Origin of the sequence: Granulicatella elegans ATCC 700633, assembly GCF_000162475.2 — a bacterium.
GTDB lineage: Bacteria > Bacillota > Bacilli > Lactobacillales > Aerococcaceae > Granulicatella > Granulicatella elegans.
Map to the genome: position 1 here is coordinate 671,172 of NZ_KI391971.1, position 18,950 is coordinate 690,121.

Genomic DNA, 18,950 nt, shown 5'->3' on the forward strand with positions numbered 1-18,950 from the left:
AATATGCATATTGAAGTCATTCATAATAGTAAATCGATTGCATCAGAATCTTTCAGAACTTTACGAAGTAATATTCAATTTTCAAATTTTGGGCAAAGTATTCAAACAATTGTTGTGACGAGTTCCAATCCTAATGAAGGAAAGAGTGAAGTGAGTATTAATCTTGTAGCTTCATTAGCTCAACAAGGAAAGAGAGTTTTATTAATTGATGCGGATATGAGAAAACCCACTCAACATAAAATTATTGAAGTTATGAATACTGAAGGATTGAGTAAGTTTTTATTACGCGAAACAGGTGCAGAGGCTATTCAACATTTAAATATTCTTGATGTGAAATTTGATGTTTTAACTTCAGGTCCTGTTCCGCCAAATCCTTCAGAAATGTTAGCTAGTATGGCGATGGAGCAAAGTATTAAAGCATTTGTAGAGTATTATGATTATGTCATTATTGATACACCACCTTTATTAGCAGCTACTGATGCACAAGTATTGGCGAGAATTGCAGATGCAACTTTATTAGTAGTTGATCCTAAACAAAGCAAACGTAGACAAATCGTAGAAGCTAAAAAAAGATTGGACAATGTTGGAGCTAGACTATTAGGAACAGTGATGAATAAATTAAAATTAACAGAAGGTAATAATTATTATTACTATTACAAATACTAATTGGTGAAAAAGATAAGAAAGCAAAGGGAAGGAGTTAAATTTATGATATATATTTTAATGTTTATGTATCTTACCTTACTTGCGTTCTTATCTTTTTATTTTGAAGAAAGAAAAAGAGAAATAAACTTTTTTATTTTTCCAACATTTATGTTCTTCTTACTAATTGATGGGTTTAGAAAATCAAGTGTAGGAGGAGATTTAAGTGTTTATGTGTCTATTTTTGAACAAAATGCTTTAAAACTTCCAGAATTTTCTAAAATCTTTAAATCAAGATTTGAACTAGGATATGTTTTCACTAACCAATTCATTCGTAGCTTGACTGAAAATTACTCGATATTACTCTTTTTATTTGCTTTCCTAACATTATGGATATGGTTCTATGTATTAGACAAGTATTCTAAAAATGTGTATATGAGTTTAATTATTTATTTAAGCTCTTTAGGAATGTTTTTATATTCTTTATCAAATATTCGCCAAGGACTAGCAGTTGCTTTTGGTTTTTTAGGATTTTATTTTTTATCAGAAGAAAAGAAAATAAGAGGGATTCTTTTTGTATTATTAGCGCCACTATTTCATACTTCAGGAATTATTTGTATTCTATTGATCTTTATTAGAAAAATAAGACTAAGTGTGAAATATTATCCAGCTATTATATTAGGTTTTATAGCTTTATTTCCATTTGTAAAATTAATTACGATTGCTATCATTAAATATTTTCCACAATATAATTCTTATTTAGAATCATCCTGGTTTTTAGATAGTAATAGGTGGGCTCCTCTATTACTAACAATTTTATATGTATTGGTTTTTATAATTGGAGAGATAATTTTAAATAAGCAAACATTAACAAAGGTGGAAGAATCCATTAGAACGTTATTTTTAGCTTATTTAGTGTTAACAGCTATGACATTACAAACAAGTCTTATTGGTAGATTTGCGCATTACTTTTCTCCATTTGTAGCATTGTATATTCCAATGGTGTTATCCAAAGTTTCACAAAGAAAAATAAAATGGATTTTGTTTTATGGGATTATTTTAGTTTATTTGATGATGCTTTTAGTACTGATTTATTATAAACCAGACTGGTATCGTATAGTTCCTTATCGTTCCGTTATTACAGATTGGTTGATAGGAAATTAGATAGAGGTGTAGGTATGGAGTTTTCCGTTTTAGTAACTGTTTATAAGAAAGAAATTCCTGAAAATTTAAGAAAATGTTTATTAAGTTCTTATAAACAGACTGTAAAACCAAAAGAAATTATTTTAGTTTGTGATGGGGAATTAACAGAAGAATTAAATGAAGAAATTGAGAGATTAAAAAAAGAAATTCCTATTTTATCGGTTTATTATTTGCCTGAAAATTTAGGTTCAGGGCCAACGTCTCGTTTTGGAGTAAATCGCTGTCAAACGGAATTCATTGCTCGAATCGATAGTGATGATTATTGTGTGGAGACACGATTTGAAAAGCAAATGAACGCTTTTAAGAATAATCCTAATTTGATTATGGTTGGTTCCAATATTTTAGAAAAGAATACAGAATTTATCGCATTAAAGAAAGTACCAGAAACAAGTGCAGAAATTCGACAATATTCAAAAATGCGAAATCCATTTAATAATCCTTCTAGTATGATGAAAAAACAGTACGTTTTAAAATCTGGAAACTATCGGGAATTTCGTTATTTAGAAGACTACGATTTGACGATGAGGTTATTACATGATAATCCGACTAAAGATTTTTATAATATTCAAGAACCTTTAGTAGTGATGCAAACAAATGATTCTAGTTATTTACGAAGAGGCGGTTTATTGTATGTGAAGACAGATTTTATTCTGCAGTTAGATTTTTATCGTAGAGGGGATATAAATTTGTTGGAATTGGTGAGAAATATTTTTCTTCGCAACGTTGTACGAATTTTGCCTAATAAGGTTCGAAAATGGATCTACAAGAAAAAAATGAGAGATGAAGTAGAAAAAATTCCAACTATTAAATAATATTTCCAGATAAGATTGAGGTGAATTAGAAGAAATGAGAAGAGTTATTACATATGGGACATTTGACTTACTACACTATGGTCATATTAATCTATTAAAACGTGCAAAAGCATTAGGAGATTATTTAATTGTTGGATTATCTACGAATGAATTTAATCAAAAAGAAAAAAATAAAGACTGTTATTTTGACTATGATAAGAGAAAGTCTCTTTTAGAGGCAATTAGATATGTGGACCTTGTCATACCAGAGGAAAATTGGGAACAAAAAGTTTCTGATATCGAGAAATATCATGCGGATGTGTTTGTAATTGGAGATGACTGGAAAGGAAAGTTTGATCATTTAGAAGACTTAGGAGTCGAAGTTGTTTATTTGCCAAGAACGGAAGAAATTTCCACTTCTAAAATTAAAAAAGACTTAAACCAAGGGTGATAGGATGAAATATCATGTTTTCCACGTGACTGGTGGAGTGCGAAATACGATGAGTGGGGTACAAAGTTTTATAAAAAACCATATTCAAGAAGATGATTCTGAGTTTAACTATATAGTTGGGGAATCTAATGGCGAGCCTTATTTTCCTTTTAATCAATATTTAGATGAAAAACAAATTAAACGAATCGTATTTCCAGAATTGAAGATTTCTAACATGATTCAATATGCAAGAGAATGTAAAAAGTTTTATGAAAATAACTCAATCGATATTTTGCATGTTCATAATCCTATTACTGCCTTTATACATAATTATTATGCACGAAAAAATGGTGTTCCTGTAAGAATTTATCATAATCATAGTAGTCAGTTTTCTGATCATTGGTTAAAAAGTATTCGAAATCGATTTTTGGTGTTTTTAGCATTAAAAAATGCGACACATCGTATTTCTTGTGGTCAATTAGCTGGAGTAAAAATTTTTGGAAATCAGTCGTTTCAAATTATTCCAAATGCTATACAGGTAGAAAAATTTAAATTTTCATCAGAATATAGAAATGAGATTCGAGAAGAGTTCCAAATTCCTAACCATCAAAAAGTAGTTGGAATGGTTGGGATTTTAAATCCGTTTAAAAATCAACAATTTTTAATTGAAATTGCAAAACTGATGCCGGAAGTTACTTTTATATTTGTTGGTGAAGGTCCGGATCGTTTAATGTTAGAAGAACAATGTAAAGAATTAGAGAATGTTATTTTTACGGGTCGTAGAAATGATGTGCATAAATTTTATTCAGCGTTTGATATTTTTGCATTTCCGTCCCTTTATGAAGGATTTCCGATGGTAATAGTAGAGGCACAATGCTCTGGAGTGAATATTATTATGAATGAAACGATTGATTCCACAACGCAACTGAATCAGAAGCTTTGTACAGCTTTACCTTTAAAGAAGGAAGTTTGGATGAATACTATTAAAGAAGCACCTCTTTTAGATCAACATCGTTCATTAGAGGAAGCGTTAAAACCGTTCAATATTGATGAAAACAGAGAATATTTGAAAGCAATTTATAAGCAAGGCTTGGAGAGATGATATGAATCAATATTTCAAAATACTTATGTTTAACCTTAAATCGATTACTTCGAAAATAAATACGATGATTCCAAAGAAAAGTAAGAGAATTGTTTTATATTCCAATTGGGGATTCAGAGATAATCTTAGAACGCTTTATCAGTATTTAGTGGATAATGGCTATCAAGAAGAATATGACATTATTTGTGCGTCAAATGATTTTTATCATCTAGAAAAAGATAAGAACGTGAAGTATGTTTCAATTTATCGAGGACTCTATTATTTTTTAACTTCAAAATATTTTTTCTATTCATTTGGTAAGTATCCTATTAAGCCTGCACCAAATCAGATGGTAGTAAATTTATGGCATGGAATGCCTTTAAAAAAAATTGGAAACCTCGAAGAGGGGCTAGAGAATGTTGACTATAACTTTTTTACAAAATTAGTATCGTCTTCAGATTACTTTACACCAATTATGAAAGCTGCCTTTAATGCTACTGATGAGCAAATGTTATTGGTAGGAAATATTCGAAATGATGAATTATTTAAAGAAAAACAAGATAAGAGAGTTATTTGGATGCCAACTTACCGAAATTCCAAAAATTATCATGATAGTCAGGATGCACTAATATTTTCTCTTGAAGAAGTTGATTTTAGAAAAATAGAACAATTATTATTGAAATATGGTTACCAATTATATATTAAATTACATCCTTTAGAAGAATCTTGCCTTCAAGTACAAATGAATCACTCAACTATTCATCTATTAACAGAAGAGATTATTAGTGAGCAATATGGGACTTTATATACATTTTTAGGGACTACTAGCGCATTAATTACTGATTATTCTTCAGTATTTTTAGATTATTATTTATTAAATAGACCAGTAGCCTTTACGATTAATGATTACGAAGAATATAAGGACAAACGTGGTTTTGTATTTGAAGATGTTAAGAGTCTTATGGTTGGGAGTGTCATTCGTGATTCTCACGATTTATTAGAGTTCCTAGAGAGTGTCATGAAATCTGAAGATAGTTACATTGAAGAAAGAACAAAAGTAAATGATAAAGTCAATGCCATTCAAAAAGGTTTTACAAAGACCCTTTTGAATGAAATTGGATTAAAGAAATAAGGTTAGGATAAAAATGATTAGCGTAATTATTCCCGTTTATAATGTAGAAAATTATTTAGAAGAATGTTTAAAAAGTATTCAAAATCAAACATATACGAATATTGAAGTACTATTAATAAATGACGGATCTACGGATAATTCTAAACATATTTGTGAACATTATTGTCAAGAGGATAGTCGTTTTCACTTAATCAGTCAAGAAAATCAAGGGCAAAGTGTCGCAAGAAATGTTGGAGTATCGGCTTCAACAGGAGAGTATATTGCATTTGTCGATAGTGATGATGTTATTAAAGCAAATTATTTAGAAGAATTAATGAAATATATGACTGCAGATGTAGACATTGTGGAAAGTAAGTTTACAGTACATAAAAAAGATTTTTTTACTGATGATTTTGAAAAAAGAACGATTCTATTTGAAGGGAATTCTATCGAAGCTGTGAGAGCTGTTCCTCGTCATATATTGAGCGTTAACCCAGTTACAAAACTCTATAGAAAATCAATCGTTGAATCGGTTCCTTATTTAGAAGGGGTTATTTTTGAAGATATTTATAGTGGTGTTGGTATGCTGAAGTATATTCGAAAGATTGTTAAAATCGACTATGTAGGCTATTATTACCGTCAACATCAATCGAGTACTATGCATCGAACATTTACTGAAAAAAATTTAGACATATTCCTGGTTTGTGACAAGTTAATAGAGTTGTATTCTGATAGTGAAGAACTTCTTCCTTATATTGGAAGCTTCTTAGTGCATGTAGCAACGATGCATTATCAAGATTATATCGAAAAAGGAAATCCATACGCAGAATTTTATAATCAAAAGTTAACAGAGTATGTAACATTAACAAAGAAAAATCCAGAGTTAGCTAGAGCATCACGTTTGATTAAGCTCTATAACTTTTGCCCCAAATATTATAATTCAATTGTATTCCCAATCTACTATGCAATTTGGAAATTCAAAAATGGCATTAAAGAAGTAAAGGTAGATGAATAAAAATAAGTGAGAAGGAAATTGTTTTATGATTAGTGTAATTGTACCAGTTTATAATGTGGAAGAATATTTAGAAGAATGTCTAGAAAGTATAAGGCAGCAAACTTTCACAGATATTGAAGTGATCTTAGTAAACGATGGTTCAACGGACAGCTCAAAAGAGATTTGCGAACGATTTTGCCAGGTAGATAATCGCTTTAAATTAATCAATCAAGAAAATCAAGGACAAAGTGTCGCTAGAAATCGCGGTGTTAAAGAATCTGTTGGACAATTTATTATGTTTGTGGATAGCGATGATGTTATCAATACAAATGTACTAGAAGTGTTACTTCCTTACATGAAGACGGATGTGGATATCGTAGAATGTAGAATGACAAGAAAAAAAGAAGAATTCTTTCTTAATAAGACTTCTACAATTGTATTCGAAGGGAACTCTAAAGAAGCAATTCTTAACTGTATTGCGTTTAAAGAAGTGAAGTATTGTGCTTTTAAAAAATTATATAGAAGAGAAATTGTTCAAAAGATTCCATTTTTAGAAGGATATATTTATGAAGATGTCTTTACAGGAATTAATTATCTAAAACATATTCGAAAAATAGTAGTTATTGATTATATTGGTTATTATTACCGTGTTCATGCAAATAGTACTATGACGAAATCCTTTAATGAAAAAGATTTAGATATTTTTAAAGTGGGAAATAAGTTAGTAGATTCTTTTAAAGATGATGAAAATATGCTTCCGTACATTGGTTATTTTTTGTTTTATCTTGGTCATGGACACTATTTAAAAGATGGGATTAATACGAAGAGTCCGTATGTTGATTTATATGAAGATTTTATTCGAAATGCTGCTTTTATAGCAAAGCAATCCAAGGAAGTTGTTCGAAAATATCGTTTATTGCGACTGTACTTACTTGCTCCAAAATATTATACAACGATTACTCATCCTATTTATAAAAGTTTACAAAAGAGATGGATTGCTGCTAAAAAAGTAATGAATCATCTAAACGATAAATTACATATAAGAAAAAATTGAGTATTTAAATAAGTAGGATAATACAATGAATTTAAAAGGAAATGTTAGAAAGAATATGATTAGTATAATAGTACCAGTTTATAATGTAGAAAATTATCTGGAAGAATGTTTAGAGAGTATAAAAAATCAAACGTATACAGATATCGAAGTAATACTAGTCAATGATGAATCTACTGATGGTTCAAAAGAAATATGTGAACGATATTGTGAACTAGATAGTCGTTTTCGTTTAATAAATCAAGAAAACCAAGGGCAAAGTGTTGCAAGAAATCATGGAGTTAGCGCTTCTATAGGTGAATTGCTCACTTTTGTGGATAGCGATGATGTCCTTTCTATCAAATATTTAGAGATCTTGAATCGTTACATGACAGAAGACATTGATTTGGTAGAATGCAATTATAGAGCAACTCGAAGTGTTTTTGAACACTTAAAGGAAGCAGAAAATATTCAAATTGAGTTTGAGGGGAATTCAGAAGAATCTGTTATTAAAGCTTGTAATTATGGGATATCATATTCTCCAGTCTGTAAATTATATCGAAGAAAGTTATTAGAAGATTTTCCATTTTTGACGGGAGTGATTTATGAAGATATTTATCACGGCGTTGGAATGTTGAAATTTATCCGTAAAATGGTAAGACTTGACTATGTAGGATATTATTATCGAAAACGTTCAAACAGTACGATGCATAAACAATTTTCTGAGAAGAATCTAGATTTATTTACTTGTTGTGATAAACTCGTGGATTTGTTTGCTTCAGATGAAACCTTAATCACTTATATCGGAAAGTTTTTAGTTCAAATTGTTACGACTCATCATAAAGATTTTATAGAAAAAGGGAATCCATACCAAAAATTGTATGAAGATAAGTTAAGAGAATATATAAAATTGGTTGAAAAATCTCCAGAAGTGGCAAGAAGTAGTAAAATGATTTGGATGTATCAACTATCGCCAAAACATTATTTACGATATACATTTCCAATTGTAAATAGAATATGGAGAAAGATTCATAGTTTAAAAGAACTTATATATAAAGGGGAATAAAGGTGGAATACGATAAATTGATTAGTATCATTGTACCCATTTATAATGTTGAAGAATATTTAGAAGAATGTTTAGATAGTATTCAATGTCAAACTTATAACAATATTGAAGTAATATTAGTCAACGATGGATCAACAGATGCTTCAAAAGAAATTTGTGAGAGATTTTGTAGGCAGGACAGTCGTTTTCATTTAATCAATCAAGAAAATAAAGGATTAAGTGGTGCAAGAAACCGTGGTATGAGCGAATCCCACGGTGAATTCATCACTTTTGTAGACAGTGATGATGTTCTTAAAGAAGATATGTTGGAACAATTGATAAAACAGGTTACCATAGATGATATTGATATTGTAGAGTGTTGGTATACGAATGATCAAAAAGAAATATTAATACCTTCACCAGAAAATGTAAAAATTATTTTTCAAGGGAATACTAAAGAAGCTTTAGTTTCTTTATGTAGAGATAATATTGTTCGTTTGAATGCAGTTGCTAAATTATTTCGAAGAGAAGTAATTCTCAATTTTCCATTTTTAGAAGGTTTATTTTATGAAGATGTTTATGGAGGAATGGGAATCTTAAAACAGATTCGTAGAATGGTGAAAATCGATTATATAGGATATTATTACCGTGTACGACAAGGTAGTATTATGAATCGAGAATTTAATTTGAAAAATTTAGATTTATTTACAATATGTGATAAAGTCGAACAATTATATGAAGGAGATGTAGAGCTACTTCCATACATTTATCGTCGCTTGTTCCATTTAGTCTTGATGCACGTTGTCGACTATCATATATTCGAGGGAAATCCATATCAAGAGAAATATGTGGAATATTTGAATCGATACGCTAAAAGTTCAAGCCCATCATTTTTAATGAGAGCTTATCGATTATTCCCAAAAAATATTGTCTTCATTTCAAGAGTTGTTGGAGCGATTAAATGGAGATTTGAAAAATATATTATAAAAGGATTATGGAAAGGGATGTAGTAGCATGAACTATTATTTAAAAGAAAATTATGCTAAAGCTAAACATGCAGGATCTAAAGCTAGATTAGATGCTGAAAAAATAATGGTAGAAGCAGGATATGCCCCTTATTTCTTAAATAATCATTCAAATGCTGTTCCTTTAACAAAAGACGATGTAATCGTTCTTCAATTTCCATTATTATGGCAGTCGTTAAAAAAACAAATTTTAACTAGATTTTTGAAAAATAGAAAGTTCAAAGCTTATTTACTCATCCATGATATAGAATCACTTAGAAATAGAAAGATAAAGACAGTTAAAGATTTTAAACATTCTATTATTTATTTTTTACAAAATAAAACGGTACTTGAAAAAGTAGATGGTATTATTGCTCATAATGATAAGATGAAAGCAGAATTAGTGAGATTAGGAATACCAGAGGAGAAGATTGTTGCATTAGAAATGTTTGATTATGTCATTCCTCATTATGAAGAGAAGACAGCTTATGAGAAGAATACAGTTATCGTTGCAGGTAATTTTGATATTCGAAAAACAAAATATGCAAGACAATTACCTGGAAATCCGGAATTTTCCATTTATGGCATTAACTTTGAAGAAGAGCATCTTCCTAAAAATGTTCATTATAAAGGTGCTTTTTCACCTGATGAACTTTCTCATCATCTTCAAGGTGGCTTTGGTTTAGTATGGGATGGAGATAGTCCGCATACTTGTAGTGGAATGTATGGAGAATATTTAAAGATGAATAACCCGCATAAAGCTTCTCTTTATTTAGCCTCAGGGTTTCCAATTATTGTGTGGAGCCAATCTGCCTTGGCTGATTTCGTAAGACAAAATAAATGTGGAATACTTGTTGATTCATTATTTGAAATTGCAGAATCTTTAGAATCACTTTCAGAGAATGACTATCAAGAGATGATTAAAAATAGTAAAAGAATTGGAAAAAAAATTCGTAATGGTATTTTTCTAAAAACAGCTTTAGAAAAGTGTGAAAGGAGCTTGTAACCTATGAAACTACAAACATTACGAGAAAAAATCATTCGATATTGTCAAATCGTAAAATATTATGGAGTTAAGCAGACAGTAGCTTATTATCTTGCGCAACAATCTGAGACAAAGTTCTATGATTTTCATAAAAAAATTCTTTTAGATTTTGTATTGAAATTACGTAAAGAAGCTCAAATAGATGAATCGAGTAATGAGAACGAAGAAGTTGACAAAGAGTTCCCAAAAATCATTTGGACAATGTGGCAACAGGGAGAAGCACAAATACCTGAAACGGTAAAAGCTTCACTGAAGACAATTAAAGACTTTGCTAAAAGAAATGGTTGTGAATTACATTTATTAACGGATGAAAATCTTGCGGATTTCATTAATATTCCAGCAGATATCGCTGAAAAATACAAGAAAAAAGAATTATCAGCTGCACATTATTCAGATATTATTCGTTTTAGTTTGTTATACCAATATGGTGGAATATGGATGGATGCAACTTTATTTGTCTCTCCTTATGCAACTTTAGAAATGTTTAAAGGTGATTTTTTTAGTTTGAATCATCCACCTTTACATACGGATAAAATAGAACGAGCTATTGGTGATTTTAAATGGTCAGGTTTCTTTTTAGCAGGGAAAAAAGGGAAGCCATATTTTAAACATATTCGGGATTTATATTTGTACTATATCCGTAAATTCCCAATTTTTATTCATTATCTAATCATGGATTATTTTATTTTATCCGAATATGAGTGTAATCCTGAATTTAAAGGATTAGTGGATGAGTTACCAATCTTAGCTCATGCTGAGCGAGTATGGTTTTTAAGAGATCATGCTATGGATTTTTTTGATGAAAATGAATGGAGAGAAGTGTTAAAACACACACCAATTATGAAAACAACCTATAAAATTAATAAAGAAGAGTTAATTCCTAATAGCTATTTATATAAACTCTTCCATGGAGAATTAAATGAATAGAGGGAATGCATGAAAAAAAGTAGAACAGAATTTGCCACTTTGAATACAAGTATAGCTCTTGCGCTTCAACCGTTTCAAGTGATTCTTGGATTTGTCAATCGAACAGTTTTTGTTAATATTCTTGGAATTACTTATTTAGGATTAAGCAATTATTTATCTAGTTTAGTATCGATTTTGTCTTTGGCAGAATTGGGAGTAGCTGGAGCTATAAGTTATGCTCTATATGCACCATTAGTGAGAGAAGAACATGGAAAAGTTAATGCATTTATGATTCTTTTTAAAAAATTATATCGAATCATTGGTGTATCTATTTTTATACTAGGAACCATATTATCATTATTTCTTCCTCATTTGATTAAGGATTATACGATTAATCAGGAAGTCTATTGGATTTATTTTTTATTTGTATTTAATGCTGGTTCCAGCTATTTTTTCTCATACAAACGAACATTGTTGTATGTTGACCAGAGAAATTATGTGATGACGTTAATTGATTTTGGATTAAACACTTTGCGAGTATTATTACAAATTGCAGTAGTAGTTTTAACTCATAATTTTATTTTCTATTTATTGATTAGTATTATTATGAATGTTACTGGAAATATTGTAATGTCACTGATGGTAGATCGATTATACGATTATTTGTATAACGAAGAAATATCTCCAATTAATCAAGACGAAAGAGAGAAATTTATTCGGAATATTAAAGGCAATATCATTGGAAGTATTGGAGAAACGGTAGTATTTCAAACGGATAGTATTTTAATGGCGAAATTTATTAGTTTAGCAACGATTGGAATTTATGGAAATTATACTTATGTTTTAGGATTTGTTTTAATGGTTTTAAATACGGCTATTAATTCGGTGGTTTCTTCTGTTGGAAATTTAGTTCATTCAGAAGATAGAACAGTAGAAGATAAAATCCATTTTTTAAAAAAATTTCAGTTTATTGTTTTTAGTATGATTTATTTTGCTAGTATGGGATATCTACTATTTATTCATCCGTTTATAACGATCTGGTTAGGAGAGAGTTTTTCATTTAATCGTATGATTGAAATTCTAATTGTTCTTCATTTTTTCTTTACTTTTTATAGAAGACCGATTTTAGTGATGATTTCAGTGTATGGCTTAAGTTATGAACAAAATAAAAAAACTATTGCAGAAATTCTATTAAATATCATTCTTTCACTGTATTTTTTATCGATTTTAGATTTAGGAGTCGCTGGAATATTATTAGGAACAATTGGCTCCACAATACTAACTTGTACATGGTATGAACCTTATAGTGTATTTAAGTATGGATTGAAAGCTTCCTCAAAAGAATATTTTAAAACGATGATAAAACATTTTATCGTAGCAGGATTAAGTATTCTATGTATTAGCTTATTAGAATTATTTGTGTTTACAGAAATGGATTTCATCTGGAGTATCCTTATTAAAATTGTCCTTTATTTAGCAATATTGTGTGTATATGTCTTCATGTTTAGAAATCATGAAGGTGGAAAACAAATTATATTAATGATTCAAAAAGTATTAAAGTTAAAAAAATAAGGAGAAAATCAATGAAAAGAATTTTGGTCTGTGGATTAGTTCCAGATATCGGTGGACTAGAAAAAATTGTGGTAGATTTTTATAATCATATTGATACCAACGAATTTGAACTGGAATTTCTACTACAGGGTTCTGAAGATGTTGAATTTAGTAATCATTTTAAGAATCTCTGTCGTAATCCATTAATCGTGCATAGAATTCCTAAGTTAAGACCTCATATGAAACAAGCATTAAAAGAATGGGATCTTTTCTTCAAGGAGAATGCTCATCGTTATGATATTTTATGGTCGAATCAAAATGGATTGACTCATTTAGAATTTCTAAAATTAGCAAAGAAATATGGAATTGAAAAAAGAATTGTTCATGGACATTGTGCTACAGCCGATAAATTTTATCGTTTTATTCACCCTATTAATCGACTTTTTGTTGGGAAATATGCAACAGATTTTTGGGCATGTGGAATAGAAGCATTGAACCATTTTTATCATGGTAAAGAAAGAAATAAAGCTTTGGTGATACATAATGCGATTGAGGTAGAAAAGTTTTTATATGATGACGAAAAAAAAGTTCAACTTCGAAAGGAATACCATATTCCAGAAGATTGTTTTGTTGTAGGACAAGTTTCTCGTTTATATGAAAAACAAAAAAATCAAAGTTTTTGTATTAAAGTTTTTGCTGAATTAGTTAAAAAAGAACCGAATTCCCGTTTAGTTTTTATTGGAAGAGGAGATACTGCTTTTTTACAAAATATAGCTGAACAATATGGAGTAGCTGATAAAGTGATTTTTACAGGATTGAAAACCAATATAGGCGAGATGCTCAATTTACTTGATGTGTTCTTCTTCCCATCTAATTTTGAAGGGTTACCGATTGTATTAATTGAAGCTCAAACCAATGGGTTACCTGTAGTCACAGCGTGTCACTTACCGAATGCGAAGATTTTAGAGAATTTCGATAATTCTTTAGCTTTAACGGACTCACTAGAAAACTGGGCGGACAAGATTTTATCTGTTCGAAATAGTCGAGAATTGGATACAGAAAAAGTGAAGAAAAAAATTGATGAAGCAGGATATGAGATTGAATCCGCAACTCGGAATTTAGAGAAGTTATTCAATAATTGATGAAGTGAAACAAAGAAGAATATCTTTATTGTTGAATGCTTGTTTACGATATCGTGAGCAAGCATTTTTTAAGTAGTGTTTATAAGGGTTAAAAATTTAATCAGTGAAGAAACGTAAATACAGTATAAAAGAAAGCAGAAAAATCTTTTTGTAGCGAAAGCAATAGAAGCCAAGGTAGGCTTCTATTGCAGGTGAAAATCGAGACAACGGCTCGATTTTTAGCCATGAGACCCATAGGGGCTGCTGGCGACCTCGCAAACAAAAAGCATTTTTCTTCTTTCTTTTATTACGTATTAGTTGCAAGGTCATAGAAGATTAGGTACACTGTCATTTGTATATGAATGAAAAGGAGTTAAGGAATGAAAGAGTGGAAACAAGCATTTAAATTATCATTACCAATTTTCTTTGGCTATTTATTTTTAGGAATTGCATTTGCTATTTTAATGGTTCAAGATGGTTACTCAGGTTGGTGGGCAATTTTTTCTAGTATTTTTATGTATGCAGGCTCAATGCAATTTGCCATTGTCAGCTTTATGAATGCCGGTTTAGGACTTGGAATGATTGCTATTATGACTTTACTCATTAATGCACGTATGATGTTTTATGGAATTAGTTTTATTGAATTATTTAAGCGATTAGGATGGAAAGCTTTTTATTTAATCTTCGCTTTATCGGATGAAACATTTTCAGTAATGGTAGGGATGAAGCAAGAGGAAGAGGGAACTTATTCTGATATTGTTCATGTGTATCTTGCGTTTTTAAATCATGTGTACTGGGTATTCGGGACGATGGTTGGTGTTATCGCTGGAAACTTTATTCCTTTTTCTGCAAAAGGAATTGATTTTTCAATGACGGCATTATTCGTGTTAATTGTTGTGAATCAAATCATGCAAAGTGATCGTTATTATCCATTCTTAATCGGTGGAAGTAGTGCATTATTCTGGTTAATTACAGTTGGACCAAAATATTTCTTATTACCAAGTTTAGCTTGTACAGTCATTTTATTAATGGTAATTTTTGAAAGAAATATGAAACATCCATTGAAGGAGGGAGTATCGAAATGACACCAATGATGATTTTTTTAAGTATGATGGTTGCAACGATTGTAACATTCGGATTAAGATTATTCCCTTATGTGATGTTTCGTCATCATGATGTATTACCCCCTCGCTTGCAATTTATTGCACAAGTATTGCCTAAAGCAATTATGACGACATTAGTTATATACTGTGTCAAAGATGTAGCTTGGACACAAGCACCATTTGGGGCAGCAGAACTCATTAGTATTGCTTGTGTAGTAGTTTTACATTGGTGGAAACAAAATACTTTATTAAGCATCTTTGTTCCAACGATGATATATATGTTTTTAATTCAAGTAGTATTTGCTTAAATGTAAAAAGTAATAAAAGCTCCTAAAGTCTTTATAAGGCTTTAGGAGTTTTTTGCATTCTATTCGAATTTCTTTCAGCAAAACACTATCATTTCAAAACATTTGTTGTTACACTAATAGAAGATGAAATAGAAAGAGGAGTCACATGAAGTTATTATTTGTTGGAGACGTTGTTGGTGCTCCAGGTCGTCAAGCTATTGAAGATTATTTACCAAAATTAAAGAAAAAATATAAACCTCAAGTAACAATTGTCAATGGGGAAAATGCTGCGAATGGAAAGGGCATTACGGAGAAAATTTATAAGCAATTATTACAGGCTGGTGCAGATGTTGTGACATTAGGAAATCATGCATTTGATAATCGTGATATTTTTGAATTTATTGATGATGCAAAAAAAATGGTTCGTCCAGCGAATTATCCAGCAGGTGTTCCAGGGCAAGGAATGGTATTTGTAAAGTGTAATCAAGTGGAAGTTTGTGTGATTAACTTACAAGGCCGTGTGTTTATGAATACGCTAGATGATCCATTTCAAGTGATTCAGTCACTCATTGAAATAGCTCGTAAGAGAACGCCCATTATTTTTGTAGATTTCCATGCGGAAGTGACAAGTGAAAAACAAGCAATGGGTTGGTTTTTAGATGGGAAAGTAACCGCCGTGATTGGAACGCATACGCATGTGCAAACGAATGATGCCCGTATTTTACCTCAGGGAACGGCAGTCATGTGTGATGTGGGTATGACAGGTCCTTATAATGGAATTTTAGGAATGGAAAGAGAAGCGATTATTGGTAAATTTTTAAACCAATTACCAACACGGTTCGAAGTGTCTGATCCTGATGAGATTCAATTATCCGCTTGTTTTATTGAATGTGATGATACAACTGGAAAAGTGAAGAAAATTTTACCTATTAAAATTTCACCAGATCAACCATTTATGGAATAATAAAGGAGAAAATTTTACGAATGCCTCAAAAAACGAAGAGAACGCCCATGATGGAACAATATTTTTCGATTAAGGAACAATATCCGGATTGTTTATTGTTTTATCGTTTGGGAGATTTTTATGAATTATTTTATGATGATGCACTAGAAGCTGCTCGTCTATTAGAAATTACATTAACAAGTCGAAATAAAAATGCAGAAGATCCAATTCCGATGTGTGGAGTTCCTCATCATTCTGCTAAAGAATATATTCGAACATTAATTGAATATGGAAAGAAAGTTGCGATTTGTGAGCAATTAGAAGACCCCAAATTTACTAAAGGAATGGTCAAAAGAGATGTTGTCCAAGTTTTAACGCCTGGGACATATACGGAGTATTCTCAACAACATGCTAATAATTATTTAGTAGCATTAAAACCATTGGCGCAAGATTCTTATGCTTTAGGCTATGTTGATGTTGCAACAGGGGAATTAAAAGGAACTTGTGTTCAATCAATGGAAGAAGTTCGTAGTGAATGTTCAAGTTTAAAAACGAGAGAATTAGTCAAAGTTGGAGATTTTTCTTCGGAAGCATTAGAAGAAATGTGCTTGTATTTTGATATTTTACCATCTACCTTAGCAACTGAAGACATTCAAAAAGGTAGTTTTGATGCGTTGTTAGAAGATATTGAACAAGAAGATGTCTATGAAGTTCTGGAAGGTTTATTATCTTATTTAGCGAAAACTCAAAAGAAAAGTTTTACTCACCTGCAAAAAGCGAGTTATTATGAACGAGATTTTTACTTATTCATGAATTATGAAGCAAAAAGAAACTTAGAGTTAACGAGTACGATTCGTACACAGCAAAAACAAGGTTCACTTTATTGGTTCTTAGATGAAACTCAAACAGCGATGGGTGCTCGTTTATTAAAGCAATGGATTGAAAAACCATTAGTGCTTCAAACTGATATTGAAGAACGACATGATTTAGTAGAAAGTTTGACGCAACATTATTTTGAACGGATAGATTTTATTGAAGCGTTAAAAGGTGTATATGATTTAGAGCGCATTGTTGGGAAAGTTTCATTTGGAACTGCTAATGCGAGAGATTTATTACAATTAAAACAAACATTAGCGAAAGTTCCTGTTTTTAGAGCGATTGCAGATAGTTTGAATCATCCGAAGTGGCAAAAGTTAAAACAACAATTACATGCGATTCCAGAATTATATGAACGCATCGAAAGAGCCATTGATGAAGATGCTCCGGTATCTTTATCAGATGGAAATATTATTAAAAAAGGCTATCATGAAAAACTAGACCTTTACCGTGAAACGATGGCACATGGGAAAGAATGGATTGCTCAATTACAACAAACAGAGAGAGAAGCTACTGGAATCAAATCGTTAAAAATTAGTTATAATAAAGTGTTTGGGTATTATATCGAAGTGACAAAAGCAAATCTTTCTCAGTTAGATGATAGTCGTTATGAACGAAAACAAACATTGAGTAATGCAGAACGTTTTATTACACCTGAATTAAAAGAAAAAGAAGCGTTGATTTTAGAAGCTGAAGAGAAATCAAGTTTACTAGAATATGAATTATTTGTGGCTGTTCGTGAAGAAGTGAAAACTTATACGGAGCAATTACAAGAATTAGCAAAAGCAGTCGCAACCATCGATGTATTGCAATCGTTTAGTACCGTGAGTGAAGCGTATCAATTAACAAGACCTACGATTTCATTAATGGATCGCTCGTTAGAAATTATCGATGGTCGTCACCCAGTTGTTGAAAAAGTGATGGGACGTTCTAGCTATGTCCCTAATTCGATTCAAATGTCGCCAGAAGACCATATTTTATTAATTACAGGACCAAATATGTCTGGTAAATCAACGTATATGAGACAGTTGGCGCTTTGTGTGATTCTATCTCAAATTGGTTGCTTTGTTCCAGCGACAAGTGCAAAAATTCCAATTTTTACAAAAATCTTTACACGAATTGGAGCAGCAGATGATTTAATCTCTGGTCAAAGTACCTTCATGGTAGAAATGATGGAAACCAATACAGCATTACGACAAGCTGATCCAACAAGTTTATTATTATTTGATGAAATTGGAAGAGGAACAGCTACTTATGACGGGATGGCTCTTGCTCATGCCATTATTGGATATATTCATGAACATTTAACTGCGAAAGTCCTTTTTTCAACTCATTATCATGAATTAACAGCTTTAAGTGATACATATGAAGATTTGAAAAATGTCCATGTAGGAGCCATTGAAAAAGATGGCGAAGTGGTCTTCCTTCATAAAATTATGGAAGGGCCAGCAGATAAGAGTTACGGAATTCATGTCGCTAAATTAGCTGGATTACCTTCATCATTATTAAATCATGCGGAAAATATTTTAACGATTTTAGAAACTAATTCGCAAGCGAATATAAGTCTTCAAGAAGATGCTCCCGTGGAAAAGGCTGAAGTGGAAATTGTAGAAACTAGTGCTACTGTTGAAGTTCCACGTGTTGAATCAGAACAATTGGATTTATTTACAAGTAATCTCGATCAAGAAGTATTAGAGGAGATAAAATCTGTTCGAGTGATGAATTTAACGCCACTTCAAGCGTTGCAATTCATCGACCAATGGCAAACAAGACTGAAAGGGTGAGTC

The 18,950-nt window shown here is 31.0% G+C and carries 18 protein-coding genes; all 18 read left to right on the top strand.

Features of this window, described 5'->3' with window-relative positions:
* Window positions 1-3 precede the first annotated feature (3 nt).
* The 18 genes from HMPREF0446_RS03160 to mutS all read left to right on the top strand — a co-directional run bounded on the left by HMPREF0446_RS03160 (window position 4) and on the right by mutS (window position 18,947).
* Window positions 4-666, top strand: a complete 663-nt coding sequence (locus HMPREF0446_RS03160; protein ID WP_006702855.1) for a CpsD/CapB family tyrosine-protein kinase — start codon at window positions 4-6, stop codon at window positions 664-666.
* Between the two features lie 42 nt (window positions 667-708).
* Window positions 709-1,806, top strand: a complete 1,098-nt coding sequence (locus HMPREF0446_RS03165; RefSeq protein WP_006702854.1) for an EpsG family protein — start codon at window positions 709-711, stop codon at window positions 1,804-1,806.
* A 14-nt stretch (window positions 1,807-1,820) separates the two neighbouring features.
* Window positions 1,821-2,657 carry a glycosyltransferase gene (locus HMPREF0446_RS03170; RefSeq protein ID WP_006702853.1) on the top strand — a complete coding sequence of 279 codons (837 nt, stop codon included), beginning with the start codon at window positions 1,821-1,823 and terminating at the stop codon, window positions 2,655-2,657.
* A gap of 34 nt (window positions 2,658-2,691) precedes the next feature.
* Entirely contained in the window at window positions 2,692-3,087 is a 396-nt protein-coding gene (gene tagD, locus HMPREF0446_RS03175) for a glycerol-3-phosphate cytidylyltransferase (RefSeq protein WP_006702852.1), read from the top strand.
* 4 nt (window positions 3,088-3,091) lie between these two features.
* The gene (locus HMPREF0446_RS03180) at window positions 3,092-4,168 is read left to right on the top strand and encodes a glycosyltransferase (protein ID WP_006702851.1); all 1,077 of its coding nucleotides are present in this window, start codon (window positions 3,092-3,094) and stop codon (window positions 4,166-4,168) included.
* A gap of 1 nt (window position 4,169) precedes the next feature.
* Window positions 4,170-5,279, top strand: a complete 1,110-nt coding sequence (locus HMPREF0446_RS03185; protein ID WP_006702850.1) for a CDP-glycerol glycerophosphotransferase family protein — start codon at window positions 4,170-4,172, stop codon at window positions 5,277-5,279.
* A 13-nt stretch (window positions 5,280-5,292) separates the two neighbouring features.
* Complete coding sequence (locus HMPREF0446_RS03190; RefSeq protein WP_006702849.1) at window positions 5,293-6,273, top strand: glycosyltransferase family 2 protein; 981 nt, start codon at window positions 5,293-5,295, stop codon at window positions 6,271-6,273.
* A gap of 25 nt (window positions 6,274-6,298) precedes the next feature.
* A complete protein-coding gene (locus HMPREF0446_RS03195; RefSeq protein ID WP_006702848.1) occupies window positions 6,299-7,306 on the top strand; it encodes a glycosyltransferase family 2 protein in 1,008 nt (335 codons plus the stop codon).
* A gap of 55 nt (window positions 7,307-7,361) precedes the next feature.
* Entirely contained in the window at window positions 7,362-8,348 is a 987-nt protein-coding gene (locus HMPREF0446_RS03200) for a glycosyltransferase family 2 protein (RefSeq protein ID WP_040507840.1), read from the top strand.
* Window positions 8,349-8,350: 2 nt separating this feature from the next.
* Window positions 8,351-9,337 carry a glycosyltransferase family 2 protein gene (locus tag HMPREF0446_RS03205; protein WP_006702846.1) on the top strand — a complete coding sequence of 329 codons (987 nt, stop codon included), beginning with the start codon at window positions 8,351-8,353 and terminating at the stop codon, window positions 9,335-9,337.
* A 4-nt stretch (window positions 9,338-9,341) separates the two neighbouring features.
* Complete coding sequence (locus HMPREF0446_RS03210) at window positions 9,342-10,337, top strand: hypothetical protein (RefSeq protein ID WP_006702845.1); 996 nt, start codon at window positions 9,342-9,344, stop codon at window positions 10,335-10,337.
* Between the two features lie 3 nt (window positions 10,338-10,340).
* Window positions 10,341-11,303, top strand: a complete 963-nt coding sequence (locus tag HMPREF0446_RS03215) for a capsular polysaccharide synthesis protein (RefSeq protein WP_006702844.1) — start codon at window positions 10,341-10,343, stop codon at window positions 11,301-11,303.
* A gap of 9 nt (window positions 11,304-11,312) precedes the next feature.
* Entirely contained in the window at window positions 11,313-12,854 is a 1,542-nt protein-coding gene (locus HMPREF0446_RS03220; RefSeq protein ID WP_006702843.1) for a lipopolysaccharide biosynthesis protein, read from the top strand.
* A gap of 11 nt (window positions 12,855-12,865) precedes the next feature.
* On the top strand, window positions 12,866-13,975 hold the full coding sequence (locus HMPREF0446_RS03225) for a glycosyltransferase (RefSeq protein ID WP_006702842.1): 1,110 nt from the start codon (window positions 12,866-12,868) through the stop codon (window positions 13,973-13,975).
* 359 nt (window positions 13,976-14,334) lie between these two features.
* On the top strand, window positions 14,335-15,039 hold the full coding sequence (locus HMPREF0446_RS03230; protein WP_006702841.1) for an AzlC family ABC transporter permease: 705 nt from the start codon (window positions 14,335-14,337) through the stop codon (window positions 15,037-15,039).
* Window positions 15,036-15,365 (top strand): branched-chain amino acid transporter permease, encoded by a 330-nt coding sequence (locus tag HMPREF0446_RS03235; RefSeq protein ID WP_006702840.1) that lies wholly within the window; start codon window positions 15,036-15,038, stop codon window positions 15,363-15,365. Before HMPREF0446_RS03230 ends, HMPREF0446_RS03235 begins: the two co-directional genes overlap by 4 nt.
* Before the next feature lie 145 nt (window positions 15,366-15,510).
* Complete coding sequence (locus HMPREF0446_RS03240) at window positions 15,511-16,308, top strand: TIGR00282 family metallophosphoesterase (RefSeq protein ID WP_006702839.1); 798 nt, start codon at window positions 15,511-15,513, stop codon at window positions 16,306-16,308.
* Window positions 16,309-16,328: 20 nt separating this feature from the next.
* Window positions 16,329-18,947 (top strand): DNA mismatch repair protein MutS, encoded by a 2,619-nt coding sequence (mutS, locus tag HMPREF0446_RS03245; protein ID WP_020991325.1) that lies wholly within the window; start codon window positions 16,329-16,331, stop codon window positions 18,945-18,947.
* The last annotated feature ends 3 nt before the right edge of the window (window positions 18,948-18,950 follow it).